Raw genomic sequence first — 26,003 nt, 5'->3', positions numbered from 1 at the left:
GCCCGGGCGACGAGTGACCGCTACGCCTGGTACACGCAGTTCTTCTCCGACTTCTACAACCTCGACGAGAACCTCGGCTCTCGCATCAGCCACGAAGCGGTCACCGGAAGCTGGAACGTCGCGGTCGCCAGCGCCCCGGTGGCGTCCTACGCCGTCGTCTCCTCGTGGATCGAGGACTTCCGCGGTGATGTCGACGCAGTCCGCAGCAGCGGGAAACCGGCTCTGATCCTGCACGGCACCGCCGACAGGATCCTGCCCATCGACAGCACGGCCCGCCGCTTCGCTCAGGCACTGCCCGACGCCCGCTACCTGGAGATCGAGGGCGCCCCACACGGGCTGCTCTGGACGCACGCCGACGAGGTCAACGACGCACTGCGCACCTTCATCGACTCCCTCCACGGCGAGGACGGCAGTGCCGCCACATGACGCACTCACATCACAGCAACGGAGAGGTCAGACATGAGTCCCATCGAGCAACTGATCAGCAACTTCCAGGAACTCGTCGCCCACGTGCCGGAGATCGTCCAGCCGTTCATCATCATGCTCGCGGGCGCGATCCCGTTCATCGATGGTGAGGGAGCGGCCCTCATCGGCATCGCCGGTGGTGTCCATCCCATCGTCGCGGGCGTCGCCGCAGCCACCGGGAACTTTCTGTGCGTGCTGCTCGTCGTTGCCCTCACCTCACGCGCCAGGACGGCCATCGTCGATCGACGACCAAGCCCGGTCGGGGTGAGCGGCGGCTCAGGAGCGCGACCGAGCGTCGACGGCGCGGCGTTCCAGGAGACGGCGACCGCGAACCCCGAGTCGAAGGGGCGTCAGCGCTTCAACAGATGGCTCGTCCGTTTCGGCGTCCCCGGCGCGAGCATCCTCGGCCCTCTCGCCATCCCGACCCAGATCACATCGGCGATCCTCGTGGGCGGCGGAACTCCACGCCGGTGGGTCCTGCTCTGGCAGGCCATCGCGATCGTGATCTGGACGTCGATCGGCACCGTCGCGGCGTGGGCCGCGCTCACCATTGTCGTCGGGGTGTCGTGAGCCATGACCGAGCAGCAGGACGAACCGCTCGCCGAGGGCGGGCCCGCAACCCCGGTGGGCCGAAGGACGTCGCTGGGCCGGCCCTGAACTACCCGGAGGGAGCGTGCTGATGCTGAGCGATCGACGGCGCCGAAAGGGTGCGAACCGAACCCGTGCCGGAGACGGCCGTCCGATCGAGCCGTTCCGCTGGTGGCACCAGCTCGCGGGGCGACGCCTGTTCGCGCTGCGGCTCGTCAAGGCGGACGGCAGCCGAGCCAACTACCTGGTCGACGTCCGCGTCTCCGGCAAGCAGGCCGGCGACCTCGGCAAGGTGCATCTGTACCTCGACGAGCGGCACCACGCCGAGTCGCCGCTGCCCGCTGTCGTGCCCGTCGAGGGCGGCGTGGTCGAGGTGTCTCTCAGTTCGGTCGGGATCCGGCGCGCGCACTTCCAGCCGGACGGCGGCGTCGCCCGTCAGCTGACCCCGCACCCGCGGACGGCGATCGGCAGGAGGCTTCGATTCGATCGGGATCATCCGGTGCTCAGCCGCTGGGTGGGCGTGATCGCGGTCGGCATGCTGATCGTCGGCCTGGGCGTGAACGTGCTGCAACTGCTGGAGCCCCTCTCTCAGATTCCGCCGCTCGCACAGCGATTCGGGCACTTCGAGTCGCCGGTGCAGCTACCGCTCTGGCTCAACATCACCTTGGGTTTTGCGGCTGGACTTGCCAGCACCGAGCGCGCGCTGCGCCTGAAGTACCACTGGTTGCTCGACGGCGCCGGTGCCTGAGCCACGACCCGAACCACTCTTACGCGTGCTCCGCCAATCCGACCTCGAAAGGACTCAAGACTCATGAGCCAGCAAACGCACACCGTTCCGCCCGATGTCCCGTACCACCGGGTGCTCGCCGGGGAGAGACGTCGCATCGGTCGCGGCATCCTCGCGATCGTGCTCCTGATCGGCGGACTGCTGCTCATTAGCATCATCCTCACAACCGCCGCGCACGCTGTGGATGCTGCGATCGGCACCGACGGCCGTGCGGCGTATACGCCGCTGGTCCACGCCGCGGGGCTGGCCTCTGTCGCGGTGATGATCCCGTGGAGCATGCTCATCCAGCGCTGGCTCTATGGGGTCAGGGGAGCATCGCTGCACTCGGTGATCTCGCGGTTCCGGTTCGACATCTTCGGGCGGGCGCTCGTTCTCATCCTTCCCGTGTGGATCGTGTTGCTGGGCATCCAGTACTTGGCGCCGGTGCCGGAGGGAACCACCTGGACGAATACGGACGTGATCTGGTTCATCCTTGCCACGCTGTTGCTCACCCCGCTGCAGGCCGCGGGTGAGGAGTACGGATACCGCGGTCTGGTGTTCCGGGTCGCCGGAGGATGGGCGCATGGGGCGCGGGCGGGCCTCGTCGTCGGCGTCCTGGTCTCGAGTGTGGTCTTCGCGACCATCCACTTCTCGACCGACGTGTGGTTGAACGTCCACTACCTCATCTTCGCCGTCGGGACCGCGTTGATCACCTGGCGCACCGGCGGCCTCGAGGTCGCGGTGGTGCTGCACGCCGGGCTCAACACGCTGGTCTTCGTGCTCGAAGCTGCGTTGCGCCAGGATTTCACGGCCTCGGCGGATCGTTCGGCAGGCGTCGGGGAGGTGGCGACGATAGTCGGTCCCGCCGTAGTGGTTGTGCTCGTGACCGTGGTGGTGTGGATGCTGACCCGACGCACCGGGCCGGCGCGGACCCCGCGCTCGCCGGCCGAACGAGCAACACCCGAGCTCTCGGGTGCCTCGGCTCTGTGACGGAGGGACTCGACTGGCTCGTCCGCCCGGCAGGAACCCTGACCCCGCGGGTCACGTGCTGGCCTCGAGCCGACCGCGTCGGAGGCAGCAGGGTCGCAGGCAGCGGGGACGCTGGGCACGGCGTGGTCTTCAGAACTGCCACTGGGGTGACACGCGCCGCTCATGATGAGGATCACTTCGGGTCAGAGCGTTGCGCAGAGAGCCACCGTCTGCGCGTAAGACCTCGTGGAGGATGTTCAAAGTATCGTCAAGCGCTCGCACTCAAGGCTGTCGATCGGCTAGAGCAATCCTCGATCCTTGAAGATCTTGTCGTAGATCTCCCGGATGATGGGCTCCTTGTGCCGGTTGTAATCGGTGACGATTCCACCGCTGGCCGTGGTGTGCGTGGCCGCCCTGAGTTTCGCATCGCGATATCGCGCGAGATCGTCGGGGTGCTCGATGAGCCAGTCGCGAAAGAGGCGCTGACGGGCGACCTCGGGACACTCGCGGCCGAACACGTGCAGGTTGGTGTCGGGATCGGTGTGCTTGAGCGCGCGGTGCTCGTGCCACGCCGGCTCCCGGATGACCAGCTCGAAGCCGGCCGCTTCGAGGTCTGGTAGGTAGGCCGGTTCGTCGGCGGCCTCGGCGACCGTGAGGTCGACGTCGATGATCGGCTTGGCAGGCAGCCCCGGCACTGACGTCGAGCCGACGTGCTGCAGCCCGAGCACCCGCACCCCGAGCGCCGCTCGGACGCGCTCCGCGACGACCTCGTAGCGTGCTGGCCACGACGGGTCGTAGTCGGCTACCTCGATCGGGCGCGGAGTCGGGCGGCCATGGACCCAGATGTCGTCGCCCGGGTTATCGCGATGCTCCGCCAGGGAGCGGTGGCGAGACGGCCGCTCGACTCGGGGGAATGCTGTCCGGATCCAGCGGCGTGCGATCACTCCATCGGACTCCGTGATCGGGTGACCGACGTCGAGGACGTGACGGGCTACCTCGAAACCTGGCCCGAGCATCTCAGCCACATCGGTACCGTCCTGCCGTGATCGGCGATGGTCCTTCGTGCCTTCGATGATCAGCACTGGCTTCGTAGGGTGATGTCCTCCGCGTTGGCGGTGCGTGGTGAAGGGCGGCAGCGGCCGGAGGAGTGCACCGCCAGCAAAGCGCTCGGATGCCAGCATCAGCAACGCGGCCGCCATGATCGCGCCGCTCGAGTACCCCAGAAGGACCGGGTGCTCGGCTAGGTTGCGCTCCGCGCAGGCGGTGGTGATGGCCTGCGCCAGTGCGTGGGCCCGCGCCGCTAGGTCCGCCTCGTCGATCCGGCGATCGGGGTGCCTCCGCACGAACGCGTGACCGTCGTCGGTCGCGATGCCTCCACGGACTGCCACCTTGGGCATCTCCGGGGCGATCGCCTGCGCCAACGGCAGCAAGTCGTCCTCGTGTCCATCCGTACCGTGGAGCAGCACGAGCGGCCGCGCCTCCGGGCTCGATCCAGGGACGACCTGGATCGCATCGGCGAGAAGTCCCATGGCACCGACGTTCCCTCGCGGGCGACTGCCCGTCAACCCTCGGTGGACGTATCGGACGATACGGCCCTGGACGTACTCGCTGGTCTGGTCGATCTCACAAGGTCACCCGCGCTCACGACGGCAGCTGAGAGCCGCCCGCCGACCCCGCGAGGAGTCGGCAGTCGCGCACAGCTGCCATCGGATATCGAGCGGGCGGTCGGTGACCACGGTGCCGGAGTAGGCGGGTCAGAGCTCGAGGTCCGCACGTCCGGGACCCTGCCGGCAGCCCGCCTCAGTCCAAGCAGAACTCGTTGCCCTCGGGGTCGGCCATCACGATGAACCCGATGCTCGTCGGGGCCTCCGGTTCGAAGCGCTGGATGCGGGTGGCGCCCAGGGTGACAAGCCGGTCGCACTCGACCTCCAGCGCGGCCATGCGCTCGTCGCCGCGGAGGTCGGACGCGGTCCGGACGTCGAGGTGGACGCGGTTCTTGGCGACCTTGTCCTCAGGCACCTGCTGGAAGTAGAGCCGTGGGCCGGCACCGTCGGGATCCTCCAGCGCCGAGGCACTGTTGCGCTGATCCTCGGGGACCCCGGAGCGCTCGAGGAAGTCGTCCCAGGCGGCGAGCGGGTCCGCGCCCGGCGCGAGCTCCACACCTGGCGGCGCGGGGTGCACGTAGCCGAGCAGATCCCGCCAGAACGTTGAGAGGACGCGTGGGTCGTGGGCGTCGAAGGTGATCTGGATCGTGCGGCTCATCGAATCCCCATCTCGGGCGCGGATGTTCAGGGTCCCACCCTGACCCAGGTAGCGGACAGATTCGTTCCGCTATCGGCCGAGAGTCCCAAGCGACTGCGTCTCGGACCGGAGCGCATCGAGGAGCGCCTCGACCGTGCGCCGGCGGTAGTCGACGCCCTCGGCGTCCTTGTGGTGCCTGTCGAAGTAGTCCCGGCTGCCCATGTGCCGCATCGGCCCGATACAGCGCACCGTGATCCGCCCGTCCCGCATCGCCCGGGCCCAGGGCGAGATCCGGGCCGTGGGCCACCGGCCCGGGAACACGATGTGCCCGAGGCGCTGGATCCGGTCCCTGGATCCGTACACATGCCAGAGGTGCCGAACCCGGTCCAGCGCCGGGTCGGAGGCGAGGACCCCACCGATGGAGAACACCGACACCGGCACGTCGAGCGCGGCCAGGAACCAGCTCGCGCCGAGTGCGATCTGGCCGCCGCCGCTGTACCCGACCACCGTCACCGGCGGCCGGACGTCCCAGTCGTAGCCGTGCCGCGACAACGACTCCGCGATCTCCTGCGCGACCGCGAGATTGAACGTCGGGCCGTAGCGCGGATCGGCCGAGACCAGCACCCGCAGCGCGTTGCGGAGGTTGATCAGCTTGGACGCGGTCCTCGCGACCGGAACCCGCTGAAGGCGTTGCAACCGTCTCCAGAACCAGTTCGTCCACCGTTGGGTCAGGCCCCGGTTCTCGACGGCGTAGGGGAACACGTCCGCGGCAATGACGGCGTCCGGCAGCTCTCGCGCCAGGGTCGCCAGCACCGCTTGCTCGCGCCGGGAGTCGGTGGTGCCGTCCACGGCGCCGATCCCGGACAGGTACACCACGAAGAGGCGGGCGTCCCGCGGGACCGCAGGGACGCCGTCGCCGGTTTCCGGTCGCGCCAGCGACTCAAGAACCGGGGTGTCCTTGCGCCGTGACCACCACCGCAGGGACTCCAACGGCGCGAGCAGCGCAAAGACCAGCGCGAGCACCACGAGCCCCAGGAACAGCGCCTCGATCATCGGTGATGCTCCCGGTGCTCGAGCGGCACGAACGGGGCGCCGGAGAGGATGTCGGACGAGGTCAGGATGGTCTCGTGGCCGGTCACGAGCGTCCAGGCCCGGGAACTCATGGTCGCCAGCGGCCCGGCGAGGACGACCGAGAGCAGGTGTGCGGCGGCCCATGCGACACCGGAGATGGCAATGGCCGGCAGCAGCCCGACCCCGAGCACCGGGCCCAGCAGGACCGCGAGCGCGACCGCCGACCACACCTCGAGGACCCGGCCGAACAGCAGGCCGAGATAGGGGATGAACACGAGGAACGCCAGCACGTGCGGCGCGATGGCGAACAGGTAGGCGGCGGTGATCATCTGGCCGTCGACGTTGCCCCGCGTGATCAGCCACGCGACCAGCGCGATGCCGATACCCGTCAGGCCGCGCAGCAGCACGGTGTAGACCGCCCCGAGTGCCATCGCGGCCACCATCCGCACCCGCCGGACCCGGTTGATCACGAACACGACGGCATGCCCGAGCATGGTCGACAGGCCGGCCAGCACCGCGATCCCGACGGCGAGGGACAGAGCGTGACCGGGTGAGTCGAGCAGCACCGGCGGCACCCGGAAGGACAGCACGTCGCCCACGGCGGCGAACACCTGGGCGGACCACTCCACGACAGACATCGGGACACCATCATCCACGGTCCGTGTGCAGGCGAGCACGTCCGGCCGCATCGGCCCGACTGACCCGGGCCGGTGTGACCGCCGACACGGTGATCCAGCGCACGATCTAGAGACTTTGCCCGCGGTTCGGAGTAGACCAGAGGGAGCAGGCAGGCCCTCCGAGCGGATCGAGGAGACGATGGCACACCCACGAGTGGTCGTGGTCGGCGGCGGGTACGGCGGGGTCGCCGTGGCACAGCAGCTCGATGCGGTCGCGGACGTGATCCTGGTGGAGTCCAAGGATGCGTTCGTGCACGCGGTCGGCACGCTCCGAGCCGTCGCGGACCCGGCCTTCGAGGATCGGGTGTTCCTGCCCTATGACCGGCTGCTCAACCGCGGCCGAGTCATCCATGACACCGCGCGTGCCGTCACACCCACCCGGGTCAGCTTCAGTCGGACCGAGTACGTCGATGCCGACTACCTCGTCCTCGCCACCGGCACCGGGTACCCGTTCCCGGCGAAGTTCCTGGAGACCGAGGAACGGGTGGTGCGCTCGCGGATGGCACGGCTGCGCGAGGCGCTCGGCGAGGCGCGGCGGGTGCTCCTGGTGGGCGCCGGCCCGGTCGGGGTGGAACTCGCCGGCGAACTCACCTCGGCCTTCCCGGGCCTGGGCGTGGTCCTCGTGGACCAGGCCGATGACATCCTGACCACGATCGACGTGATCCCGCAGGTGCGCGACTCGATCCGGACCCAACTGATCGAGCGGGAGGTCGACCTCGTCCTCGGCGCACCACTCGGCTTCCTGCCTCCGATGGACGTCGGGCGCCTGCACGACTTCACGGTCCGCACCGACGCCGGGGTGGAGATCAACGCGCAGGTCTGGTTCCGCTGCTACGGCAACCGGGCGATGACCGACTACCTGGCCGGCGGCCTCCTCGACGCGCGCCGCCCGGACGGCACCCTCCGGGTCACCGAGCACCTGAGCGTCGCCGGGCACGAACAGGTCTTCGCCGTCGGCGACATCGCGGACCTGCCCGAGACCAAGCGGGCCGACGCCGCTCGCGCCCACGGCCGGGCGGTCGCCACGAACATCGCGGACCTGATCGCCGGCCGTTCGCCGTCGGCCGTGTACGTGCCGCCGCCCGAGCGCATCGTGTTACCGCTGGGGCCCGACGGTGGTGCCTCCCAGCTGCTCGACGAGTCCGGTGCGCCGCGCTTCCACGGGCCCGACGAGACCAGCCGGATGAAGGGCGTGGACCTGTTCGCCGACCTCATGGCCGAGCAGTTCCACCGCTTCGACGACGCCACCGAGCACGCCCGCGGCGAGGACACCTCGCTGGAGTACACCGGCTGACGCCCGGGCGCCCGCGCGGGGCGACCACTACGCTCGGCGACATGGCAGCCAAGGCCGACGACACCGCCGTCGAACTCGACGTCGGCGGACGCACCGTGCGGATCAGCCACCCCGAGCGGGTGATGTTCGCCGCGCGCGGGGAGACGAAACTCGACCTCGCGAACTACTACCTCGCCGTCGGCGAGGGCATCGTGCGCGCGCTGCGGGAGCGGCCATGCATGCTGCACCGGTTCCCGGACGGCGTCGCGGGCGCGAAGGTGCACCAGAAGCGGCTGCCGCGCGGCGCGCCGGACTGGGTCGAGACCGTGGAGCTGCACTTCCCGCGGTACAACCGGACCGCCGACGAACTCTGCGTGACGGAGCTCGCGAGCGTGATCTGGGCCGTGCAGATGTCCACCGTCGAGTTCCACCCCTGGAACTCCCGGCGCGCGGACACCGAGAAGCCCGACGAGTGGCGCATCGACCTGGACCCGATGCCGGACTGCCCGTTCGACCGGGTGCGGCGGGTGGCGCACGTCGCCCACGAGGTGCTCGATGGCCTCGGCATGACCGGCTACCCGAAGACCTCCGGCGGATCCGGGCTGCACATCTACGTCCGGATCGAACCGAACTGGGGCTTCGACGAGGTGCGCCGGGCCGCGCTCGCGTTCGCGCGGGAGGTGGAACGGCGCGCGCCGAGGGACGTCACCACCGCCTGGTGGCGCAAGGACCGGGATCCGGCCGCGGTGTTCGTCGACTACAACCAGAACGCCCGCGACCACACCATCGCCAGCGCCTACTCGGTGCGCGGCAAGGACGAGGGCACGGTGTCCACGCCGATCCGATGGGACGAGATCGACGACGTGGACCCGACCGCATTCACGATCGCGACCGTCCCGGCCCGGTTCGCCGAGCTCGGGGATCTGCACGCCGACATCGACTCGAAGGCGCACCGGCTGGACGAGCTGCTCGAGTGGGCGGAGCGGGATGAGCGCGACGAGCCGGATCCGGGCGGCAACGACTGAGCGGTTGTCACGCACATCGGTGACAACCCGCACCGGGTAGGGAGCGCCGCCGCGTCCTAGAGTCGATGGGGTCGAGAGGACGCCACGACGATGATGCCGACGAGCGCGCAGCAGGTGATAACGGCGCGTCCCGGCGTGTTCCAGGCGCTGCGCGCCCCCCGCCGGGCCGTCCTGGTCGTCCTGTGCAGCAACGTCATCTGGCTCGTCGGGTTGCCGGTGCTCCTCACCGAGCCGCCGACGGCGTGGGGCCGGGCCGCGCTCGTGGCGGTGCTGCTGGCCTGTGGTGGGCTGCTCGTCGCCGTCTACTGGACGGCCGTGACGCCCTGGACGGAGCCGCGGGTGCAGCGACGGCTCTGGGTTGTGCTCGTGGCCGCGATCCTGCTCGCCTGGCCGGCGTGCTACGCCTGGGCGGGGCCGAGTGACGAGCCGTGGGCATGGCCGGCCGGGGTGGTGCTCGGCAGCGTCGTGCTGGTCGCGGCGTGGCCGGGGATCCTCGCCGTGGCCGCCGTGCTCGGTGCCGCGGCCGTCGGTGGCGCGATCTGGACCGAGCAGGCGCTCGGCCCGAACCTGCTCGCCCTGTTCAGCACCGCCGCGGTGACGGCATTCATGGGTTTCGCCGCCGTCTGGCTGCTCCGGCTCCTGGCGCGGGCGGAGACCGCCCGCGCGAGCGAGGCCGAGGCGGCGGTGACCCGGGAGCGGCTGCGCGTGGCCCGCGAGCTGCACGATGTGCTCGGCCACCGACTCGGCGTCATCGCGCTGAAGGCGGAGATCGCCGCAGACCTGGCGTCCAGCGACCCTGATCGCGCCGGCGAGGAGAGCCGGGCCATCCAGACCATCGCGCTCGAGACGGTGACCCAGGCGCGCGCCGCCCTGCGTGGCGGCACGGAGCTGGACCTGTACGAACAGCTCGACGCCGCGACCCTGGTGCTCTCCTCGGCAGGCATCGGCGTGCAGGTGGACGTTCCGCCGTCGCCCCCGTCCCTACCCGAGCCGGTGTCCGCCGCGCTGGCGGCCGTGGTGCGGGAGTCGGTGACGAACATCCTGCGGCACGCCGAGGCGAGGACGGTGACAATCACCTTCCGCCCGGACGTCGATCGTCGAATACTGGTGATCGTGAACGATGGCGCCGAGGCCCCGCGAGGCCGCATCGACGGCCCGCGCGGGAGCGGCGGCACCGGCTTGCCCGGCCTGGCCGCCCGATGCGCGGCCGTCGGCGTGCGGCTGGGCTGGGGCCCGGCCGACGACGCGAGGTTCGAGATCCGGGCCGAGGTGCCGGCCGCATGATCCGGGTGCTGCTGGCCGAGGACGAGGAGCTCATCCGGCACGCCCTCGGCGTGCTGCTCGACCGCGAGGAGGACCTGGCGGTCGTCGCCACGGCTGCCGACGGCAGGGACGCCGTCGATCAGGCACAACGACACCGGCCGGACGTCGCCGTCGTCGATCTGCAGATGCCCGGGCTGGACGGGTACGAAGTCGTCACCGAACTGGCCCGGGTGCTCCCGGAGTGCCGAGCGGTCATCCTGACCGCGCACGGCAAGCCGGCGGTGCTGCGCCGCGCGTTGGCGTCCGGCGCCCGCGGGTTCCTCGCCAAGGGTGGGCCGGGCAGTGCGCTCGCCGACGTGGTCCGGCGGGTGCACGCCGGCCAGCGGTACGTCGACCCGGTCCTGGCCGCCGACGCGCTCACCGCGCCGCCCTCACCACTGACGCCCCGCGAGGCCGAGGTACTCGCGCTCGCAGGCGCGGACCGCCCTATCCGGGACGTCGCCCGAGCCGTCTACCTCTCGCCCGGGACCGTGCGCAACTACCTGGTCGCCATCACGCACAAGCTCGGCGTGCAGTCGCGTGGCGAGGCCTACCGGCGTGCCGTCGACGAGGGTTGGGTGTAGCCGCCGCATCAGCATCGTCAGGCAGTGACCGCGACGGTGACCAGCAGCGCGAGACCGAGACCGATGTCGAGGACCATGCACGCCTCGGCGAGGGACCGGGAGACCACCCGGTCCCGGCGGTGGTGCACGGCATCCCATGCCGAATGCCCGAGGGACGCGGTCGCGGCCAGCAGCGCCGCGGCCACCGCGCCGACCATCATCGCGCCCAGAGCGACCGCCGCGAAGGCGACGAACCCGGCCGTCTGGATGGCGACCTCGCGCCGGATGCGCGGGCCGCGCAGCATCCCGAACACGGCGAAGCCGGCCGCCATGACGAGCAGCACCACGATCGCGTCGAGGGCCGTGACCATCGCGATCGTCACCGCCACCGTGGCGACGGCGACCATCACCCACGCGCTCGGGCGGGAGTCGAGGGCCGCCGCGGCGACGTAGACCATCGCCGCGAGGATGATGATCATCGCGGTGACGTGCGCGTCGGTGCCACCCCACACGTTGGCCAGCAGCGCCAGCGCGCCGACCACGCTCGGCCACCTGGCCGCCACGGCTCGGAGGCGGCCGTGCCGGCCCGGCGTGGTGGGGGTGGCGGGACCGCCGGTTCGAGGCGACGGCGTCGGGCTATCGGTGTGCGATTGCATCATGATCTCCGTGTCGTGGGCTTCTGGTGCCGCCCAGCCTGTGGCCGGAACGCGCCCGGGGAACCCATGCCATCTGTCATGAGTTCGTTGACCGCCCCGGGGACCTGGGTCGACATGCTCCCGGGAGGGTTCTGTCATGCCGAGCCCGTGACAGTGGCCATGGGTGGGTGTGGGCGGTCCCGCGGGAGCATCGATGGATCACACCGAGGAGGATGTGAGACGCAGGAGGATCCTCTGGCGATCGCCGCCGGCGGTGGGGCTATCTCAACGTCTTGGAAGGATTGGTCATGGGCAAGATCGTGCTCTACATGTGGATGTCCCTGGACGGGTTCATCGCGGGACCGGAGGACGGGCCGGAGCAGGGACTCGGCATCGGTGGCGAGTGCCTGCACGACTCCCTCAACCTCGACGGCGGGGGATCTGTCCCCGCCGCCATCAGGACCGAGGACGAGGTCAGTGCCGCCGTCATGGCCGACGCGATGGCCACCGGCGCCGTCCTCACCGGCCGACGCACGTTCGACCACGGCGGACGCTGGAACGGCGACCACCATGACGGCGTCCCGATCTTCGTGCTCACCCGATCCGTCCCCGACGAGCCCGCCCCTGGGCACGCCCGCTACGTCACCGATGTCCGCGAGGCCGCGGCGCTGGCCAGGCAGGCCGCCGGCGATCGGGACATCCTGCTGCACGGCGCCGAGGCGGCGCGGGCGTTCCTGCACGCCGGGGAGCTCGACGAGATGGCCCTGCAGGTCATTCCTGTGCTGCTCGGGCAGGGTCGTCGGCTGTTCGACGACATGCCTGCCGAGCACGTCGAGCTCGAGCTGGTACGCGCTCTCGTCGGACGCGGAATCCTGCACACCCGCTACCGGGTGAAGTAGTCCGGCCGGCGCACCTGCCCCGCCCGGGCTGTCGATCCACGGTGTCCCCGTTCGTGGTGATGGTGAAGGCCGCCAGCGTGGCGGCCCAGAACCGGAGGAAGACATGAACACCACCCGTGAGCCCGCCACCGTCCACGCAGTCGAATGCACCCCCGAACAGCGCGTGACCCGGTCCCTGCTCGGCTGGGGCGTCGTGGCAGGCCCGTTCTACGTCGTCGTCTCGCTCGCACAGGCGCTCGCCCATGAGGGCTTCGACCTGACCCGGCACGACTGGAGCCTGCTCGCCGCCGGCCCGCAGGGCTGGATCCAGATGGTCAACCTCATCCTGACCGGCGCGATGGTCATCGCGTTCGCCGTCGGGGTCGCGCGGGCCTGGACGTCCCACTGGGCGCCGCGGCTGCTCGGGCTGTACGGCGTCGGCCTGGTCGCGGCGGGCCTTCTGGTCGCGGACCCGATGGCCGGGTACCCGGTGGGTGCCGCGGCCGCCTCCGAGATCTCCTGGCACGGCCTCGGTCACATGGTCGCGGGCATGGTCGGCTTCGGCGGCCTGATCGCCGCGACGTTCGTCGTGGCCCGGGGCCAGGCCCGCGAGGGCCGGCGCGGTGCCGCCTGGGTGTCCCGCGCGGTCGGCGTCGTGTTCCTCGCCGGGTTCGCCGGCATCGCGTCCGGATCCTCCACGCCGGCGATCGTGCTCGGCTTCACTGCGGTCGTGCTGATCTCCTGGGCGTGGGTCGCCGCGCTCGGGGTGCACCTGTATCGCCGCGCCAGGGTCACCGCGACCCGGGTCTGATGCGGCGCGGGGCACGCGAAACCAGGTCGTAACGGTCCCGGGCTACCCTTGCCTCTCGTGTCACCGAACTCCAGCTGCCCCGTCCGACCCACGCTCGAGCATCTCGCATGAGGGTCCTGCGCCGGTGGGTGGACCCGTTCGTCCTCGGGATCCTGATCGCCCTGGTCCTCGGGCTGGTGCTGCCGGTACCGGACGCGCTGCGCGGGGCGATCGAGGGCGTTGGGGACGTCGCCGTCTTCCTTCTGTTCCTCGTCTACGGCGCGCGGCTGTCCACCCGCGAGGTTGTCGGCGGACTGAAGAATGTACGCCTGCAGAGCAGCATCCTCGGATCGACTTACCTGCTGTTCCCGTTGCTCGGGCTGGGAGTGTCCTGGTTGGCCGCGCCGATCATCGGCGATGCCCTGGCGGCCGGGGTGCTTTTCCTGTCACTGCTGCCGTCGACGGTGCAGTCTTCGGTGGCATTCGTGTCGGTGGCGCGGGGAAACGTGGCCGGGGCGATCTGCGCGGCGACGATCTCGAACCTGCTCGGTATGGTGCTGACCCCGCTGCTCGTGCTCGCTCTGATGGGGGCGTCGGGCGCCGGCGGGCTCGGCGGACTGCGATCGGTGCTGCTGCAGCTACTTCTGCCGTTCGTCGTCGGTCAGCTCCTGCAGCCCTTGGTCGGGACCTGGCTGCGAGCGCACAAGTGGCTGACCACCCTGCTCGACCGGAGCACGATCATCCTGATCGTGTTCGGGGCGGTCGCCTCGGCCACGGCCGACGGGGTCTGGTCCTCGGTCTCCTGGGTGATGCTCGTGGCACTGCTGGTGATCAGCGCCGTCCTGCTCGCGATCATGCTCGTCGCGACCTGGTGGGGTGGTCGTGGCGTCCGGCTCAACCGGGCCGACCGGATCGCGCTGCTCATGTGCGGGTCCAAGAAGTCCCTGGCGACCGGACTGCCGATGGCCGTGGTGCTGTTCCCGGCGGCTACCGCGGCGACGATCGCCGTGCCGCTGATCATCTTCCACCAGCTGCAACTGGTCGTGTGCGCGGCCCTGGCCCGGCGGCTCGCCCGCAACTCCGAGGACCCCGGGGTCGTGGCGAGCCGGGCATAGCTGGTCTAGACGTACAACGTGACCCGGTGGGCCGCGAAGGCGAGCGCGGCCAGCAGGACTACACCGCCGATCAGGGCACCGAGCCCTCGGTGGCGAGCCTTGACCGCCAGGATGATCACCGTCGAGTACGCCGCGATCAGGATCGCGGACCACAGCGCGGCCGCCGGCACCCGGGCCGGACTGCAGCCGGGCGGCGCCGGGTAGATCGCGGGACAGGCCGCCTGGGCCGCGACCGGGATCGCCAGGAGCCACGTCGCCACCAGTGACCAGAGCAGGATCAGCGACGCCGCGACGACCACCCAGGCCGCCGCAGTGCGACTTGGACCCGTGGGTGCGCTCGGCTCCATACCCGGCACGCTACCGGCCCAGACCGCCTGGCCCAGACCACGCGGACCCGACCATGAGGACGCCCGAACGTCGAGGTAGTCGCCGCGGCGTCGAAACCGACCTTTGGTTCCGGCGGTCTCGAGGGTGAGGCGACTACCTCGACGAGTGGTGACCGCGACTCAGGCCAGCACCGTCCGCACCACCCGACGTGATGCGAGCGTGCCGAGCAGCACGAGTGCGCACGCGGCGGCCACGCTGAGCACGAACTGCAGCAGCACCGGCGTCGCGGTCAGGAACGCGTACCCGAGTGCCGGGACCATGAACAGCAACGCCCCGGCGGTGGCCACGCCGACAGCGGCGGCCAGCGGGATCGACGTCTCCCGCAGCCGGGCGGCGTCCATGACCCGCAGGTCGGTCCCGGCCAGGTGCAGGGCCCGGTACTCGCCACCCTGATCGATGACCCGCCCGGCCTGCATCACACCGGTGGACACGGCCGCCACGACGCCCGCGATCGCGAGGGTGAGGAAGCCGCCGGTGGCCATGTCCCGGTACAGGGTGGCGTCGGCGCTGTTGCTCGCGGTGGCGGGGTCGAACATGGCGACGGCGGCCGCCAGGCCCGCGATGAACGTCGCCAGGGCGATCCCGCCCACGCTGCGCCACGCGGTCTTCGGGGAGTCCACGAGGCGGCGGGCGGCGATCAGGGTGGCCACGTCCTTGGTCCGGCGCACCACGATCCGCCCGACCACCGACATCACCCACGGTCCGAGCAGGTTCAGCATCGCGAACCCGCCCGCGACCACCATGACGATCACGATGATGCCGGCCAGGCCCGTGTTCCAGAGCACGACGAACACGACCGCGAACAGCAGGATCGGCACCAGCCGGGACCAGTGCAACGGGTTCGGGGTGGTCCGCGCGGCGACCCCGAGCGGGGTGATCGCCACCTTCCGTAGGCTCGCCCCGGCCGACAGGAGCGCCACCAGCGTCACGGCAAGCACCGCCGTCGGGTACACCCACCAGGGCGCGACGAGCTCGGCGTAACTGAAGGACCGGCCCTGGAACTGCAGCGGCAGCACGGTCAGGATCAGCAGGAACGACCCGGCAACGCCGATCAGCGCGCCGGCCAGTGCCTGCGCGGCCGCGTCGAGCATGGTCATCAGTGAGACCTGGCCGGTGGTGGCGCCGGCCAGTCGCAGCGCGGCCAGGCGCTCGTCCCGGCGGGCCACGGCGAGCCGGGCGGCGGCGCCGCCGAGCGTCGCGAGCGGCACCATCAGCAGGATCGTGGCGGTTCCCGCGAGGGTGACGTAGAAGCCCCCGTCGGAGTTCGGACCGACGTCCACGGTCGCGCGCTCGGCGAAGGCGGCGAAGCCGCCGACCACGAGCAGGACGACGGCGGTCGTCACCGCGAACGCAAGAACGGCGAGCACGCTCGTCAACCGTTGCGGGTCGGACCGGCCCGCGCTGCGCCCGCGCAGCAGCAACCACATGTCCAGGGCGGCCTTCATCGTGGCACCACCGTGACGCCGTCGGGCAGGTTCGTGCCGCCGACGGCGGAGGTGCCGTTCGGTCCGTACGGTGCGGTGGGTGCGGGCGGGGGTGCCGGCCACGGGCCGGGCGCCACCGGGGCGCCGGGCTGGGCGGGTGCGGCCTGCGGCGCGGACTGTGTCGCCGGCGCGGCCGGCTGCGTGGGGGGCGTGGCGGGCTGCGCGGCGGGCGTCCGGTCCTCGGACACGATCCGGCCGTCCCGCATGTGCACGGTGCGCGAGCACCACCGGGCGACCCCCGGGTCGTGGGTGACGATGACGAGCGCAGCGCCGGTGGCGCGGGTGGCCTCGGTGAGCACACCGAGCACCTCGTGGCCGGTCTGCTGGTCCAGGGCACCGGTCGGCTCGTCGGCGAACACCACGCCGGGGGAGCCGACCAGCGCGCGGGCGATCGCGACCCGCTGCGCCTGACCGCCGGAGAGCTCACCGGGCCGGCGCGACTCCATGCCGCCGAGGCCGAGGTAGGCGAGCCACCGTCGGGCGGTGTCGGTCGCCTGCGCACGGGGGGTGCCGGCGAGCATCAGCGGCAGCGCGGCGTTCTCGTCGGCCGGCAGTTCAGGGAGCAGCTGCCCGGACTGGAAGACGAAGCCGAAATCGGTGCGGCGCAGGCCGGTGCGGGCGCGCTCGGACATCGAGGAGAGGTCCTGGCCGGCCCAGACGACCTGCCCGGACGTCGCCGGGAGCACGCCAGCAAGGCAATGCAGCAGGGTGGTCTTGCCGGATCCGGACGGGCCCATGATGGCCACCGACTCGCCCGGCGCGATGCTCAGGTCGACGCCGGCGAGTGCGGTGGTTCCGGTGCCGGCGGAGCCGTAGGTCTTCACCAGGGTGTGCGCGGTGAGAGGGGTTCGTGAGGTCATGGAAACCAGCCTCTCGCCTGCACCCGTGCCACGGCATCGGTCCCCGGGGGAGTCCTGGGTGCGCCCGGGTCCACCGGTGGTCGTCAGGGTGAGTCCGCCCACAGTCTGATGCCCCGATTGGAAACCAGCGGCGAAGAGCGGGTAGAGTGACCGTCGGTCCTCGTGACCGTGAGCGCCCGTAGCTTAATGGATAGAGCACCTGACTACGGATCAGGAGGTTGGGGGTTCGAGTCCCTCCGGGCGCGCAGCAGACCCGCTGGATTCCACGGAATCCAGCGGGTCTTTTGTCTTCCACGCACGAGCCCGACCGAGATCAATCGCCTTGACGTGCCCCGAGCGGTGCCCCGAGGGTGGCTCGGATGATCCGCATCGAAACGGCCACGCCAGAGCGCTTCAGCGCCCTCGCCCCGGAGCCGACCGCCGACCTCGACCGCCTGCAGCGCAACCTCGCCCGCGGCTCGGTCCGCCCCGAGCACCTGCTCGTCGCCATGGACGCCGCCGACGACACCGACATGGCCAGGGTCGGAATCTTCACCCACGAGGACGGCGCGAGCCTGGCCTATGCGTTCCAGATCGTTCCCGGCCGCTCCGATCTCGAGCGGGTCTACGGCGTGCTGTTCGACGGCGTCGCTGCAGCCGCGCGGTCCAGCGGGCTCGGGCGGGTGCTCGTCACGGTCGTCGACGCCGACGAGGGCGCGCCGCGCGCGAAACGCGCTGCGCTGGCGGCCGCCGGCTGGGCGGTCGATGACGACCGCCTGGAGTTGGAGGTGCCGCCGTCGGCCTCGGTCCGCGGTGACGGCATCGCCGAGATCGACCCGTCGGACCCCGAGGTGGTTGCGGTCATGGCCGCCGCGATGGCGCAGAGCCTGGACGGCTACGACCGGGATCAGGTGGCGGCGCTCGGCGCGACGATCGCCGCCGTCGTGTACCGGGACATGATGGCGCGACCCGATGGTCCACCGTGGCTGGCCCATCGTGGGCCGGACGGGCTGGACGGTGTCGTCGCCATCATGGCCTTCCCCGAGGACTGGTGCCTCGGCTACCTCGGGGTGGCGCCCAGCGCCCGCCGCCGGGGAGTGGGCACGGCCCTTGCGAGCGCGATGCTCGCCGCCACCGCCACGGCGGGCGTGCCGAGCGCGACCGCGAGTGTGGCCGTCGGCAACGAGCCGATCCGAGCGACCCTGGCCGGCGTGGGCTTCGCCGTCCGCTCCGCCCGGACCGACTTCGTCCTGAGCATCACCGGCCAGGGGAGCGGAGTGGGTTCCGGGTAGCACGCCTCGGAATGCCCGATCGGGCAGTCCGATGAAGCCCCTTGTGCAAACCGCAGACACGACGATGTGACTGCCGTTACTGTCTCGGAGTCACTTTCCGACCTCCGAGGGGCCACCGTGCCATCACCACTGTTCATCCCCCGCGCCACCGTGTCGGCCCGAGTCGCGCGCGCCGTACTCCTCGTGGCGGCAGCCGCGCTGGCTCTGCTGATGATGCGGCCGACGTCCGCGAACGCGGACGTCACCGACCTGACGCCGCCGCCGGATGGCTGCCTCGCCTACGACGTCGGCGCGGTAGCGATGGAGGAGACCACCGACGTGCAGACCCTGACCCTCGATGTCGCCGGGCCAGTGGTCCAGGTCATCATCGAGTGGTCCGGGATCTGGATGCCCGCACCGACCGACTCCACGATCGGCGTCGAGGTGAGCGGGCCGGGCGGCACCGACTCGGACTCGTTCGCAGGAACCGAGGCGACGGATGCGACCGGCCTGCCGACCACGCCGGAGAGCATCGTGTACGGCTACGTCGCCGACATCACGGACCTCTTCGGAACGGGCGCGGCCGGGACCTACACGGTCAACATCACCCCGCCCATCGATGGGATCGACCTGCCGGAGGCGCGCTGGGGCGGTGCCACGGTGACCGCCGTCTATGACAGCTCACCCTGCGACGACGTCGCCACGGTGATCTGGAAGACCGGCGCCGACTACTACTTCGGCGGCAACGACACCTCCTCGCCCACGACCGACCTGATCGTCTACGACTGGGGCTACCCGCTCACCGAGGACTACACCGCCTCCTTCAGCACGTCGCAGGCAGGCTCGGACCACGTGACCACCGACTGCCGGGTCTCCTCGATCTGGGTCGCCACCGGTACCGCAACGGCACCCGCCGAATCCGATGACCTCGTCGACGCGGACGGCCTCCCGAACCCCGCGTACGGCGGGGTCGAGGGCGTCGTCTCCCCGTTCACGCCACCGAACCAGACCTGCCCGGCGCCGGCGCTGACCGCTCCTGTGGTGGCGTTCTCCGGTGGCAACGTCGGCCCCGAGCAGGCCCTCGTCCAGTTCGACGTGTTGATCCCGGCGGGCTCCACCTGGGCGGCGTTCCAGCTCGAGTCCCCGGCTGACAACGCCGGCAACCCGGGGCTGCCGGAGTCGGGCGCATGGACCGGTGCAGGACTGCTGATCCTGCCGGCCCTCGTACGCCCGGTCCCGGAGATCGCACTCGAGAAGACCGTGCTCGACGGCGCCGGCGCGGACTGCCCCGGCGTGGAGGGCACCGACGAACTCGTCTCGGGCGAGCCGAACACCCCGGTGACCTACTGCTTCCGGGTCATCAACACCGGGGAGGTCGCCCTGTTCCCGGTGGAGCTGGACGATCCCGACCTCGCCATCACGGACGCGGACATGACCCTCGTGTCCGGCGACGACACCGTGCCGCTGGAGCCGGGTGGGGAGTTGGTCTACTCCTACGACTCCACGATCACCGCGGATCTGCTGAACACCGCGACCGTGACCGGCTACCCGGAGGGTGGCGGCGAGCCCGTGACCGACACGAACGACGCGTCGGTCCAGATGTACGTGATCACGGGCACGGTCACCCCGTTCTGTGAGGCTGACGCCCCGTACCTCGGGTACGACATCCAGACCAACGCTCCGGGGGCGACGGCGACCATCACCTTCACCGGTGACGGCGGCTCCGAGTCGGTCACCGTGCCGGTCGGTGTCGGTGAGGTGCTCTGGCCGGGCGCCGTGGTCGGGCCCGACGGGGTCGGGATCGACTGGCCCGGCTGGGACCAGGACGCGTCCGGCGACTGGTTCGAGAACCCCGCCAACGCCTACGCCTGGGCCCGCCCGGACGTGCAGATCACCGTGCAGGTGAACCCGACGACCGAACCGGTCACGGTCGCCTACCCACCGGGGACACCGACCTGCGTGACGGCGCCCCCGCCGAACGAGCCGCCACCGCCACCGCCGTCGGCCGGACCGCCCCCGCCGCCGCTCGCCGACACGGGAGCCAGTGACCCGACCGGCCCGGCCGGCCTCGCCGCCGCGTTAGCCCTTCTCGGCACTGCGCTCGTGGCGTTCTCCCGCCGGCTGGCACGCCGCTGAAGATGCCAGAAGCCGCCTCCCCGACTCCGGTGAGGCGGCTTCTCGCATGGTGCACCGGTCAGCGGCGGCTGCCCCGCCCCGCGACCGCGCCGTAGATCACGAGGACGAGCAGGGAGCCCAGGATCGCGACGATCCAGGTCTGGATGCTCCAGAACTCCTCAAGACCGACGCCGAAGATCGCTCCGCCGATCCAGCCGCCGAGCGCGGCGCCGACGACGCCGAGGATCAGCGTCGCGAGCAGGCCGCCCGGGGCGCGGTCCTTGAGTATCGCCTTCGCGATGGCGCCGGCGATGAGGCCGAGGACGATCCATCCGATGAATCCCATGTGGTCGTTCCTTTCGTTGAAGGGGTGGGCAGGTGAGTGCGCGGGCGCGCGCCGCCACTCAGGAGGTGCGGCGGGTCACCGCGAGGCGGACGCGGCCGGTCAGGGTCCGGGCGGGCGCCGAACTTGGTCGCCTCAGTCCTGCACTGCGGCGACGACGTCCCGCAGTTCCGCCTTCGGGACGATGCTTACGGTGCTTCTCAGCACAAGCGTGCTCCCCTCGGACCGGAGCCGCAACCGGGAGGTCGTGACACGGGCGGGCATCCTGCGCAGGCCGCCGTCCGAGCTGCCGTCCTCGCGGTCGATCGAGGGCCCGTTCGCGACGGCCGGTCCGACCGGGATCGAATCGTTTCGCTTTGGCCGTCGCGTGTGTAGGGTTGTCCGCGCGGTCAATCCATCAGGACACTCATCGAGGAGCCCCTTCACATGCCCGGAGCCATCTCCGTTCAGCTGTACTCCATCCGCAACGCCATGGCGGAAGACATGCCCGGCGCGCTGCAGCGCATCGCCGACCTCGGGTTCGAGAACGTCGAACTCTACGGGTACGTCGACCGCGTCGACGCGCACCGGGACGCACTCGCCGCTGCCGGCCTGCGCGCGCCGTCCGGGCACGCCCGACTCGTCGTCTCCGATGACGTCCCGGGCGTGCTGGACGCGTCCGCGGCGCTCGGCATGACCACCGTGATCGATCCGTCCATTCCCGAGGAGCAGTGGGCCACCCGCGAGCTCATCGAGGCCAGTGCCGCTCGCCTGAACGAGATCGCCAAGCAGGCGGCCGATCGCGGCCTCGAGGTCGGCTACCACAACCACTGGTGGGAGGTCGCCTCCGTCGACGGCACCCCGGGCCTGGAGATCTTCGCCGCCGCGCTCGACGACGGCGTGACCCTCGAGGTGGACACGTACTGGGCCGAGGTCGGTGGCGTAGCCGCACCCGGCCTGCTCCGTCGCCTCGGTGACAAGGTCACGCACATCCATGTCAAGGACGGCCCGGCCACCCGCGACACCAAGGCCCAGCTGCCCGCCGGGCAGGGTGTGGTGCCGGTCGCCGAGATCCTCGCCGCGGCGCCGGAGGCGCTGCGGGTCATCGAGTTCGACGATTTCGACGGCGACGTATTCGACGGTCTCGCGCAGAGCCTCGCGTGGCTGAAGGCGCAGGCATGAGCGAGGCCCAGGTGCGCACCGGGCGAGTCGGCGTCGGCATCATCGGTGCCGGTGTGATCAGCACGCAGTACCTGACCAACCTCACGCAGTTCGCGGACCTCGAGGTCCTGTTCGTCGCGGATCTGGACGTGGAGCGGGCCCGGGCGAAGGCCGAGGAGTTCGGCGTGCCCGGCAGCGGGACCGTGGCCGAGCTGCTCGCGGTCGACGCGATCGAGATCGTGATCAACCTGACCATCCCGGCCGTGCATGTCGCGGTGGGCGAGCAGATCATCGCCGCGGGCAAGCACCAGTGGAGCGAGAAGCCGCTGGCACTGGACCGCGAGTCCGGCCGCCGCCTGCTCGACTCCGCCGCGGCTGCGGGGCTGCGGGTCTCCTGCGCTCCGGACACGATCCTCGGCGCCGGACTCCAGACGGCGCAGCGAACGCTCCTCGAGGGCCGGATCGGCACGCCGCTGAACGGTCTGGTGCTACTCCAGAGCCCCGGCCCGGAGTCCTGGCACCCGAGCCCGGAGTTCCTCTACGACCTGGGCGCCGGTCCGCTGTTCGACATCGGCCCGTACTACCTGACGGCGTTGGTTCAGTTGCTCGGGCCGATCGCCCGGGTCAGCGCCACGTCGTCGACGGCGCGAACCACCCGGGTGATCGGATCCGGTCCCAAGGCCGGCACGGAGTTCCCAGTGAACGTGCCGACGCACCACGGCGCACTGATCGAGTTCGTCGGCGGTGCCGCCGCGCAGACGACGTTCAGTTTCGAGTCGGTCCGCAAGCGCACCCTGATCGAGGTCGCGGGCACCACGGGCACGCTGGAGGTGCCGAACCCGAACACCTTCGACGATTCCGGTCACCTCTGGCTGCCCGGAGCCGACGAGGCCGTCGAGGTCCCGCCGGTCGGCTCGACCTTCGGCCGCGGGAGCGGGGCGCTCGAACTGGCCCGGGCGATCCGGGCCGGGGTGCCCGAGCGGGCGTCCGGCGAGCTGGCCTTCCACGTGCTGGACGCGATGATCTCGATCGCCGAGTCGGCACTGTGGCACAAGCCGGTGGAGCTCGAGAGCTCGGCTGCGGCTCCCGCGCCCCTGTCGGAGGACTGGGACCCGGCAGCTCCGACCCTCTGAACCACCCGGTCCACCAACATACGAAGGGCCCGGTCCGCGACTGTCGCGGACCGGGCCCTTCGGCTCGGCGAGGCGGTCGGCGCACCCGCCGTGCGATTCCCGGACCGCTCGAGCCGTTCAGCCCAGAGGCTTGCGCGAGCCCGCGATCGTGCCGGTCACCACGATCACCACGCTCATCGCGAGCAGCAGTCCGAGGGATGCGGTCCAGGTCCCGGTCGCGGCGAACAACGCCCCGACGGCGACCGGGGCGAGAGCACCGATGGAGTAGCCGACGGTCTGGGTCATCGCCGATACCCCGCGGACCTGGGCGACGCTCGCCGAACGCATCGTCACGAGCGTCATCCCAAGGGCGAACGTGGCCCCCTGCGCGTACCCGGCCACCACGCACCAGACCCAGAACGCGCCCGGCATCAGCAACAGGCCGCCGATGGCGATCAGCCAGGTGCTTCCCACGAGGCCGGTCATGGTGCGGCGGGCGCGGACGCTCGACGCCATGAGCGGCGCGGTCAGGGTGCCGAGGATCCCGGTCAGCTGATAGGCGGACGTCGCGGCGCCGGCGGTGGTGAGGTCCGTCCCGGCAACCTCCGGCAACAGACTCGGCAGCCACGCCGTGAGCCCGTAGAACAGGCCCGACTGCATGCCGAAGTACGCCGCCAGCACCCACACCGCAGGCGTCGACCACGGCCTGCGCACAGGCTGCCCGACGGGCGTCGCCGGCTCCGCGGGACGCGGCAGTCGCGCCCAGATCACGGCAGCGGCCACCGCCAGCACGGCCCAGGAGGCGAGCGCGGCCCGCCAGCCGAGCCAGAGTGCGAGGGGCACCGTCAGGGCGGCTGCGATCGCCGCACCACCGGTGAGCGAGGACGTCGAGACAGCGATCATCGGGCCCTGGCGCCTGGGGAAGTCCCGCCGGACGACCACCGGCAGCAACACGTTTCCGGACGTGATGGCCAGACCGACCACGGCCGTGCCCGCGAGGAGTGCCCACGCCGGGCCCCACGGACGGATCGCGGTCAGCACGGCGATCACGAGCAGTCCGGTGATGATGGTGCGGTCCACCCCGAACCGGCGCACCGTGGCGGCGACGATCGGTGCTCCGACCGCATAGCAGGCGACCGGGAGGCTGGTGAGTAGGCCGGCGGCCGTCGGGCCAAGGCCCAGATCGGCCCGGATCTCCGGCAGGACCGCAGCCAGGGAGGTGATCGGGGTGCGCATGTTGACGCCCACGAGGGCGACCCCGGCGGCCAACAACCAGCCGGGTCGGCCGCGCAGGACCTCCATCGGGCCGCGTCGTCCGGGCTGCGGCTTCGGACGATCGGAGGACATGACGGTGACCGTAGACGGTTCTCGGCCACCTTGTGGCTTCGGTCCATCTCGCGATCTGGGCGGTCGGAACGAAGGGCCGGGGCCGGGCGTTGGGGGATGTGTAGAGCTTTGGAGGCGCGGGCGACCGCGTCGACGCGAGCGATCGCGGGAACAGAACGACATGAGGAGTGCACGTGGATGCCCTGGCACAGGTCCGGTCCGACGTTCGAGGGATGGTTCCGGCGAGTTCTCTGACCGGGATACTCGGTCTCACCGATGTGCTCGGCCGGATCGGGCAGGCTGGGATGGCACTCACACACCGGATCGAGTCCGTCACCGGGGTCCGTGCGGGGGAGCTTCAGGTCCTCGTCGCGGTCGAGGACGGCGCCGAGCACCCACGGGCGATCGCCGCGGTCACCGGGCAGCTCCCGGAGGCCGCCGAGGTGACCGTGAAGGCGCTCGTGGCGCGGGGTCTGCTCAACCGACACGCCCACCCGGCGGACACCTCCGGCGAGCCGGCGCTCGTGCACGTCACCCCGATCGGCACCGCGGCACTGGAGCAGGCCGAGGCGGTTCAGATCCGGATCGTCGACGCGCTCGCCCGCACGCTCGGGGGCGAGCAGACGCAGGACCTGAACCGGACGCTCAAGGTGGTCGCCGACGTCCTCGAGCACGGGAACGCGATCACGGACTTCGACGCGGCGGCGGGTCCCACGCACCTTCGAACCATCGAGGCCTGAGCGCCTCGCGGCGCGTCAGCGGGCGCTCAACCAGCCCACGAGCCGGTCGGGACGGTCGGTGATGATGCCGTCGACGCCCGCCTCGACCAGCGGCGCCCACAGCTCGGCGTCGTTGGGCGTCCACACATGGGCCTCGAGGCCGGCGTCGTGGATCGCGGTCAGCACGTCCGGTCGCTCGATGACCAACGTCGCCGGCGGATTCAGGGCCACAACCCCGAGGTCTGCCCCGATGGCCAGGGTGGTGTCGTCGAACTCGCTGATGAGCAGCCCGCGGCGAAGGTCGGGGGCGACCTCCTGCAGGGTACGCAGCATCTCGACGGAGAAGCCCTGCGCCAGGACACGGTCGGCGATGCCTGCCTCGTCGACCTCGGCGAGCAGCCGGTTGGTCGGTTCGAGCGGCCAGTCGCCCTTGAGCTCGAGCAGCAGCCCCGCGTCCGGGTGGCGCAGCAGTAGCTCGACCACGTCCGCGAACACCGGCAGCGCGGTACCGACGTAGGCCGGCGCGAACCACGAGCCGGCGTCGAGGTGGCGCACCTCTGTGCTCCGCAGCGCCGCGACCGGGCCGGCGCCGTCGGTGGTGCGGTCCACCGTGGCGTCGTGGATGACGATGCCGATGCCGTCCTCGGAGACCTGTACGTCGATCTCGATCATGTCCGCACCGGCGAGCACGGCCGACTCGAACGCGGGCAGGGTGTTCTCGGGGGCGACCGAGGAGTTACCGCGGTGGGCGATGATCAGTGGGCGCGTCATTGTTGGCACGGGACACAGCCTAATCGCCGGCTACGGCCGGCGCGGCGACGGACAGGAACGCTCACCGGTGGTTGGGGAAACGTTCACCGGGGACGCGGAGCCGGTTTCCAGGAATTGATCTGCCCCAGCCGCTGGTGG

Annotated in this window: 27 protein-coding genes and 1 tRNA gene; 17 read left to right on the top strand and 11 right to left on the bottom strand. The window is 71.1% G+C overall.

Features of this window, described 5'->3' with window-relative positions:
- The 4 genes from KCQ71_RS18845 to KCQ71_RS18830 form a co-directional block, all read left to right on the top strand.
- On the top strand, positions 1 to 426 hold a 426-nt coding region (locus tag KCQ71_RS18845; RefSeq protein WP_223408770.1), incomplete at its 5' end, for an alpha/beta fold hydrolase.
- A gap of 33 nt (positions 427 to 459) precedes the next feature.
- A complete protein-coding gene (locus KCQ71_RS18840; RefSeq protein WP_223408768.1) occupies positions 460 to 1,035 on the top strand; it encodes a small multidrug efflux protein in 576 nt (191 codons plus the stop codon).
- 109 nt (positions 1,036 to 1,144) lie between these two features.
- On the top strand, positions 1,145 to 1,801 hold the full coding sequence (locus tag KCQ71_RS18835; RefSeq protein WP_223408766.1) for a hypothetical protein: 657 nt from the start codon (positions 1,145 to 1,147) through the stop codon (positions 1,799 to 1,801).
- 63 nt (positions 1,802 to 1,864) lie between these two features.
- Positions 1,865 to 2,809, top strand: coding sequence for a CPBP family intramembrane glutamic endopeptidase (locus KCQ71_RS18830; protein WP_223408764.1), 945 nt, complete (start codon positions 1,865 to 1,867; stop codon positions 2,807 to 2,809).
- Positions 2,810 to 3,087: 278 nt separating this feature from the next.
- Here the strand turns inward: KCQ71_RS18830 and KCQ71_RS18825 are convergent, their stop codons facing one another.
- From KCQ71_RS18825 to KCQ71_RS18810, 4 genes are all read right to left on the bottom strand, one after another.
- Complete coding sequence (locus KCQ71_RS18825) at positions 3,088 to 4,317, bottom strand: GrpB family protein (protein ID WP_223408762.1); 1,230 nt, start codon at positions 4,315 to 4,317, stop codon at positions 3,088 to 3,090.
- Between the two features lie 271 nt (positions 4,318 to 4,588).
- Entirely contained in the window at positions 4,589 to 5,050 is a 462-nt protein-coding gene (locus tag KCQ71_RS18820) for a VOC family protein (protein ID WP_223408760.1), read from the bottom strand.
- Positions 5,051 to 5,119: 69 nt separating this feature from the next.
- Entirely contained in the window at positions 5,120 to 6,082 is a 963-nt protein-coding gene (locus KCQ71_RS18815) for a hypothetical protein (protein WP_223408758.1), read from the bottom strand.
- Complete coding sequence (locus KCQ71_RS18810) at positions 6,079 to 6,738, bottom strand: hypothetical protein (protein ID WP_223408756.1); 660 nt, start codon at positions 6,736 to 6,738, stop codon at positions 6,079 to 6,081. Before KCQ71_RS18810 ends, KCQ71_RS18815 begins: the two co-directional genes overlap by 4 nt.
- Positions 6,739 to 6,916: 178 nt before the next feature.
- Between KCQ71_RS18810 and KCQ71_RS18805 the strand changes: the two genes are divergently transcribed.
- The 4 genes from KCQ71_RS18805 to KCQ71_RS18790 all read left to right on the top strand — a co-directional run bounded on the left by KCQ71_RS18805 (position 6,917) and on the right by KCQ71_RS18790 (position 10,961).
- Complete coding sequence (locus tag KCQ71_RS18805) at positions 6,917 to 8,071, top strand: FAD-dependent oxidoreductase (RefSeq protein ID WP_223408754.1); 1,155 nt, start codon at positions 6,917 to 6,919, stop codon at positions 8,069 to 8,071.
- 41 nt (positions 8,072 to 8,112) lie between these two features.
- Complete coding sequence (ligD, locus tag KCQ71_RS18800) at positions 8,113 to 9,075, top strand: non-homologous end-joining DNA ligase (protein ID WP_223408752.1); 963 nt, start codon at positions 8,113 to 8,115, stop codon at positions 9,073 to 9,075.
- A gap of 90 nt (positions 9,076 to 9,165) precedes the next feature.
- Entirely contained in the window at positions 9,166 to 10,359 is a 1,194-nt protein-coding gene (locus tag KCQ71_RS18795) for a sensor histidine kinase (RefSeq protein ID WP_223408750.1), read from the top strand.
- Positions 10,356 to 10,961: a response regulator transcription factor gene (locus tag KCQ71_RS18790; RefSeq protein WP_223408748.1), complete on the top strand. Its 606-nt coding sequence runs from the start codon at positions 10,356 to 10,358 to the stop codon at positions 10,959 to 10,961. Before KCQ71_RS18795 ends, KCQ71_RS18790 begins: the two co-directional genes overlap by 4 nt.
- A gap of 17 nt (positions 10,962 to 10,978) precedes the next feature.
- On the opposite strand, the gene KCQ71_RS18785 is transcribed toward KCQ71_RS18790, so the two are convergent.
- Entirely contained in the window at positions 10,979 to 11,503 is a 525-nt protein-coding gene (locus KCQ71_RS18785; protein WP_223408746.1) for a hypothetical protein, read from the bottom strand.
- 380 nt (positions 11,504 to 11,883) lie between these two features.
- Between KCQ71_RS18785 and KCQ71_RS18780 the strand changes: the two genes are divergently transcribed.
- From KCQ71_RS18780 to KCQ71_RS18770, 3 genes are all read left to right on the top strand, one after another.
- Complete coding sequence (locus KCQ71_RS18780; protein ID WP_223408744.1) at positions 11,884 to 12,474, top strand: dihydrofolate reductase family protein; 591 nt, start codon at positions 11,884 to 11,886, stop codon at positions 12,472 to 12,474.
- A gap of 103 nt (positions 12,475 to 12,577) precedes the next feature.
- Positions 12,578 to 13,264 (top strand): DUF998 domain-containing protein, encoded by a 687-nt coding sequence (locus KCQ71_RS18775; RefSeq protein WP_223408742.1) that lies wholly within the window; start codon positions 12,578 to 12,580, stop codon positions 13,262 to 13,264.
- 107 nt (positions 13,265 to 13,371) lie between these two features.
- Positions 13,372 to 14,358: a bile acid:sodium symporter family protein gene (locus KCQ71_RS18770; RefSeq protein ID WP_223408740.1), complete on the top strand. Its 987-nt coding sequence runs from the start codon at positions 13,372 to 13,374 to the stop codon at positions 14,356 to 14,358.
- A gap of 5 nt (positions 14,359 to 14,363) precedes the next feature.
- Here the strand turns inward: KCQ71_RS18770 and KCQ71_RS18765 are convergent, their stop codons facing one another.
- The 3 genes from KCQ71_RS18765 to KCQ71_RS18755 all read right to left on the bottom strand — a co-directional run bounded on the left by KCQ71_RS18765 (position 14,364) and on the right by KCQ71_RS18755 (position 17,089).
- Positions 14,364 to 14,705: a hypothetical protein gene (locus KCQ71_RS18765; protein WP_223408738.1), complete on the bottom strand. Its 342-nt coding sequence runs from the start codon at positions 14,703 to 14,705 to the stop codon at positions 14,364 to 14,366.
- Between the two features lie 159 nt (positions 14,706 to 14,864).
- Positions 14,865 to 16,190 (bottom strand): FtsX-like permease family protein, encoded by a 1,326-nt coding sequence (locus KCQ71_RS18760; protein ID WP_223408736.1) that lies wholly within the window; start codon positions 16,188 to 16,190, stop codon positions 14,865 to 14,867.
- Complete coding sequence (locus KCQ71_RS18755) at positions 16,187 to 17,089, bottom strand: ABC transporter ATP-binding protein (protein WP_223408734.1); 903 nt, start codon at positions 17,087 to 17,089, stop codon at positions 16,187 to 16,189. The genes KCQ71_RS18760 and KCQ71_RS18755 overlap by 4 nt, the downstream gene beginning before the upstream one ends.
- Positions 17,090 to 17,261: 172 nt before the next feature.
- On the opposite strand from KCQ71_RS18755, the gene KCQ71_RS18750 reads away from it, so the two are divergent.
- From KCQ71_RS18750 to KCQ71_RS18740, 3 genes are all read left to right on the top strand, one after another.
- Positions 17,262 to 17,334, top strand: a tRNA-Arg gene (locus KCQ71_RS18750).
- 114 nt (positions 17,335 to 17,448) lie between these two features.
- Entirely contained in the window at positions 17,449 to 18,360 is a 912-nt protein-coding gene (locus KCQ71_RS18745) for a GNAT family N-acetyltransferase (protein ID WP_223408733.1), read from the top strand.
- 117 nt (positions 18,361 to 18,477) lie between these two features.
- On the top strand, positions 18,478 to 20,475 hold the full coding sequence (locus KCQ71_RS18740; protein WP_223408731.1) for a CLIPPER-2 domain-containing protein: 1,998 nt from the start codon (positions 18,478 to 18,480) through the stop codon (positions 20,473 to 20,475).
- 58 nt (positions 20,476 to 20,533) lie between these two features.
- Here KCQ71_RS18740 and KCQ71_RS18735 read toward each other — a convergent pair whose 3' ends face one another.
- The gene (locus tag KCQ71_RS18735) at positions 20,534 to 20,800 is read right to left on the bottom strand and encodes a GlsB/YeaQ/YmgE family stress response membrane protein (protein ID WP_223408729.1); all 267 of its coding nucleotides are present in this window, start codon (positions 20,798 to 20,800) and stop codon (positions 20,534 to 20,536) included.
- Positions 20,801 to 21,223: 423 nt separating this feature from the next.
- Here KCQ71_RS18735 and KCQ71_RS18730 point away from each other — a divergent pair, with 423 nt between their 5' ends.
- Together KCQ71_RS18730 and KCQ71_RS18725 are read left to right on the top strand one after the other, a co-directional pair.
- Positions 21,224 to 21,958: a sugar phosphate isomerase/epimerase family protein gene (locus tag KCQ71_RS18730; RefSeq protein WP_223408727.1), complete on the top strand. Its 735-nt coding sequence runs from the start codon at positions 21,224 to 21,226 to the stop codon at positions 21,956 to 21,958.
- On the top strand, positions 21,955 to 23,070 hold the full coding sequence (locus tag KCQ71_RS18725; RefSeq protein WP_223408725.1) for a Gfo/Idh/MocA family protein: 1,116 nt from the start codon (positions 21,955 to 21,957) through the stop codon (positions 23,068 to 23,070). The genes KCQ71_RS18730 and KCQ71_RS18725 overlap by 4 nt, the downstream gene beginning before the upstream one ends.
- A gap of 117 nt (positions 23,071 to 23,187) precedes the next feature.
- On the opposite strand, the gene KCQ71_RS18720 is transcribed toward KCQ71_RS18725, so the two are convergent.
- The gene (locus KCQ71_RS18720) at positions 23,188 to 24,396 is read right to left on the bottom strand and encodes an MFS transporter (RefSeq protein ID WP_223408723.1); all 1,209 of its coding nucleotides are present in this window, start codon (positions 24,394 to 24,396) and stop codon (positions 23,188 to 23,190) included.
- Between the two features lie 173 nt (positions 24,397 to 24,569).
- Between KCQ71_RS18720 and KCQ71_RS18715 the strand changes: the two genes are divergently transcribed.
- The gene (locus KCQ71_RS18715; RefSeq protein WP_223408721.1) at positions 24,570 to 25,115 is read left to right on the top strand and encodes a winged helix DNA-binding protein; all 546 of its coding nucleotides are present in this window, start codon (positions 24,570 to 24,572) and stop codon (positions 25,113 to 25,115) included.
- 15 nt (positions 25,116 to 25,130) lie between these two features.
- Here KCQ71_RS18715 and KCQ71_RS18710 read toward each other — a convergent pair whose 3' ends face one another.
- Positions 25,131 to 25,865 (bottom strand): glycerophosphodiester phosphodiesterase, encoded by a 735-nt coding sequence (locus KCQ71_RS18710; RefSeq protein ID WP_223408782.1) that lies wholly within the window; start codon positions 25,863 to 25,865, stop codon positions 25,131 to 25,133.
- Positions 25,866 to 26,003 lie beyond the last annotated feature (138 nt).

It is taken from the genome of Occultella gossypii (assembly GCF_019947135.1).
GTDB classification, from domain to species: Bacteria; Actinomycetota; Actinomycetes; order Actinomycetales; family Beutenbergiaceae; genus Occultella; species Occultella gossypii.
Note: the sequence above shows the minus strand (reverse complement) of the source record. Positions and strands in the feature narration are given on the sequence as shown.

What these genes read in the sequence shown, in the direction of transcription:
- KCQ71_RS18840 (WP_223408768.1), top strand. Translation starts at nt 460, where the DNA reads ATGAGTCCCATCGAGCAACTGATCAGCAACTTCCAGGAACTCGTCGCC.
- KCQ71_RS18835 (WP_223408766.1), top strand. Translation starts at nt 1,145, where the DNA reads ATGCTGAGCGATCGACGGCGCCGAAAGGGTGCGAACCGAACCCGTGCC.
- KCQ71_RS18830 (WP_223408764.1), top strand. Translation starts at nt 1,865, where the DNA reads ATGAGCCAGCAAACGCACACCGTTCCGCCCGATGTCCCGTACCACCGG.
- KCQ71_RS18825 (WP_223408762.1), bottom strand. Translation starts at nt 4,317, where the DNA reads ATGGGACTTCTCGCCGATGCGATCCAGGTCGTCCCTGGATCGAGCCCG.
- KCQ71_RS18820 (WP_223408760.1), bottom strand. Translation starts at nt 5,050, where the DNA reads ATGAGCCGCACGATCCAGATCACCTTCGACGCCCACGACCCACGCGTC.
- KCQ71_RS18815 (WP_223408758.1), bottom strand. Translation starts at nt 6,082, where the DNA reads ATGATCGAGGCGCTGTTCCTGGGGCTCGTGGTGCTCGCGCTGGTCTTT.
- KCQ71_RS18810 (WP_223408756.1), bottom strand. Translation starts at nt 6,738, where the DNA reads ATGTCTGTCGTGGAGTGGTCCGCCCAGGTGTTCGCCGCCGTGGGCGAC.
- KCQ71_RS18805 (WP_223408754.1), top strand. Translation starts at nt 6,917, where the DNA reads ATGGCACACCCACGAGTGGTCGTGGTCGGCGGCGGGTACGGCGGGGTC.
- ligD (WP_223408752.1), top strand. Translation starts at nt 8,113, where the DNA reads ATGGCAGCCAAGGCCGACGACACCGCCGTCGAACTCGACGTCGGCGGA.
- KCQ71_RS18795 (WP_223408750.1), top strand. Translation starts at nt 9,166, where the DNA reads ATGATGCCGACGAGCGCGCAGCAGGTGATAACGGCGCGTCCCGGCGTG.
- KCQ71_RS18790 (WP_223408748.1), top strand. Translation starts at nt 10,356, where the DNA reads ATGATCCGGGTGCTGCTGGCCGAGGACGAGGAGCTCATCCGGCACGCC.
- KCQ71_RS18780 (WP_223408744.1), top strand. Translation starts at nt 11,884, where the DNA reads ATGGGCAAGATCGTGCTCTACATGTGGATGTCCCTGGACGGGTTCATC.
- KCQ71_RS18775 (WP_223408742.1), top strand. Translation starts at nt 12,578, where the DNA reads ATGAACACCACCCGTGAGCCCGCCACCGTCCACGCAGTCGAATGCACC.
- KCQ71_RS18770 (WP_223408740.1), top strand. Translation starts at nt 13,372, where the DNA reads ATGAGGGTCCTGCGCCGGTGGGTGGACCCGTTCGTCCTCGGGATCCTG.
- KCQ71_RS18765 (WP_223408738.1), bottom strand. Translation starts at nt 14,705, where the DNA reads ATGGAGCCGAGCGCACCCACGGGTCCAAGTCGCACTGCGGCGGCCTGG.
- KCQ71_RS18760 (WP_223408736.1), bottom strand. Translation starts at nt 16,190, where the DNA reads ATGAAGGCCGCCCTGGACATGTGGTTGCTGCTGCGCGGGCGCAGCGCG.
- KCQ71_RS18755 (WP_223408734.1), bottom strand. Translation starts at nt 17,089, where the DNA reads ATGACCTCACGAACCCCTCTCACCGCGCACACCCTGGTGAAGACCTAC.
- KCQ71_RS18745 (WP_223408733.1), top strand. Translation starts at nt 17,449, where the DNA reads ATGATCCGCATCGAAACGGCCACGCCAGAGCGCTTCAGCGCCCTCGCC.
- KCQ71_RS18735 (WP_223408729.1), bottom strand. Translation starts at nt 20,800, where the DNA reads ATGGGATTCATCGGATGGATCGTCCTCGGCCTCATCGCCGGCGCCATC.
- KCQ71_RS18730 (WP_223408727.1), top strand. Translation starts at nt 21,224, where the DNA reads ATGCCCGGAGCCATCTCCGTTCAGCTGTACTCCATCCGCAACGCCATG.
- KCQ71_RS18725 (WP_223408725.1), top strand. Translation starts at nt 21,955, where the DNA reads ATGAGCGAGGCCCAGGTGCGCACCGGGCGAGTCGGCGTCGGCATCATC.
- KCQ71_RS18720 (WP_223408723.1), bottom strand. Translation starts at nt 24,396, where the DNA reads ATGTCCTCCGATCGTCCGAAGCCGCAGCCCGGACGACGCGGCCCGATG.
- KCQ71_RS18710 (WP_223408782.1), bottom strand. Translation starts at nt 25,865, where the DNA reads ATGACGCGCCCACTGATCATCGCCCACCGCGGTAACTCCTCGGTCGCC.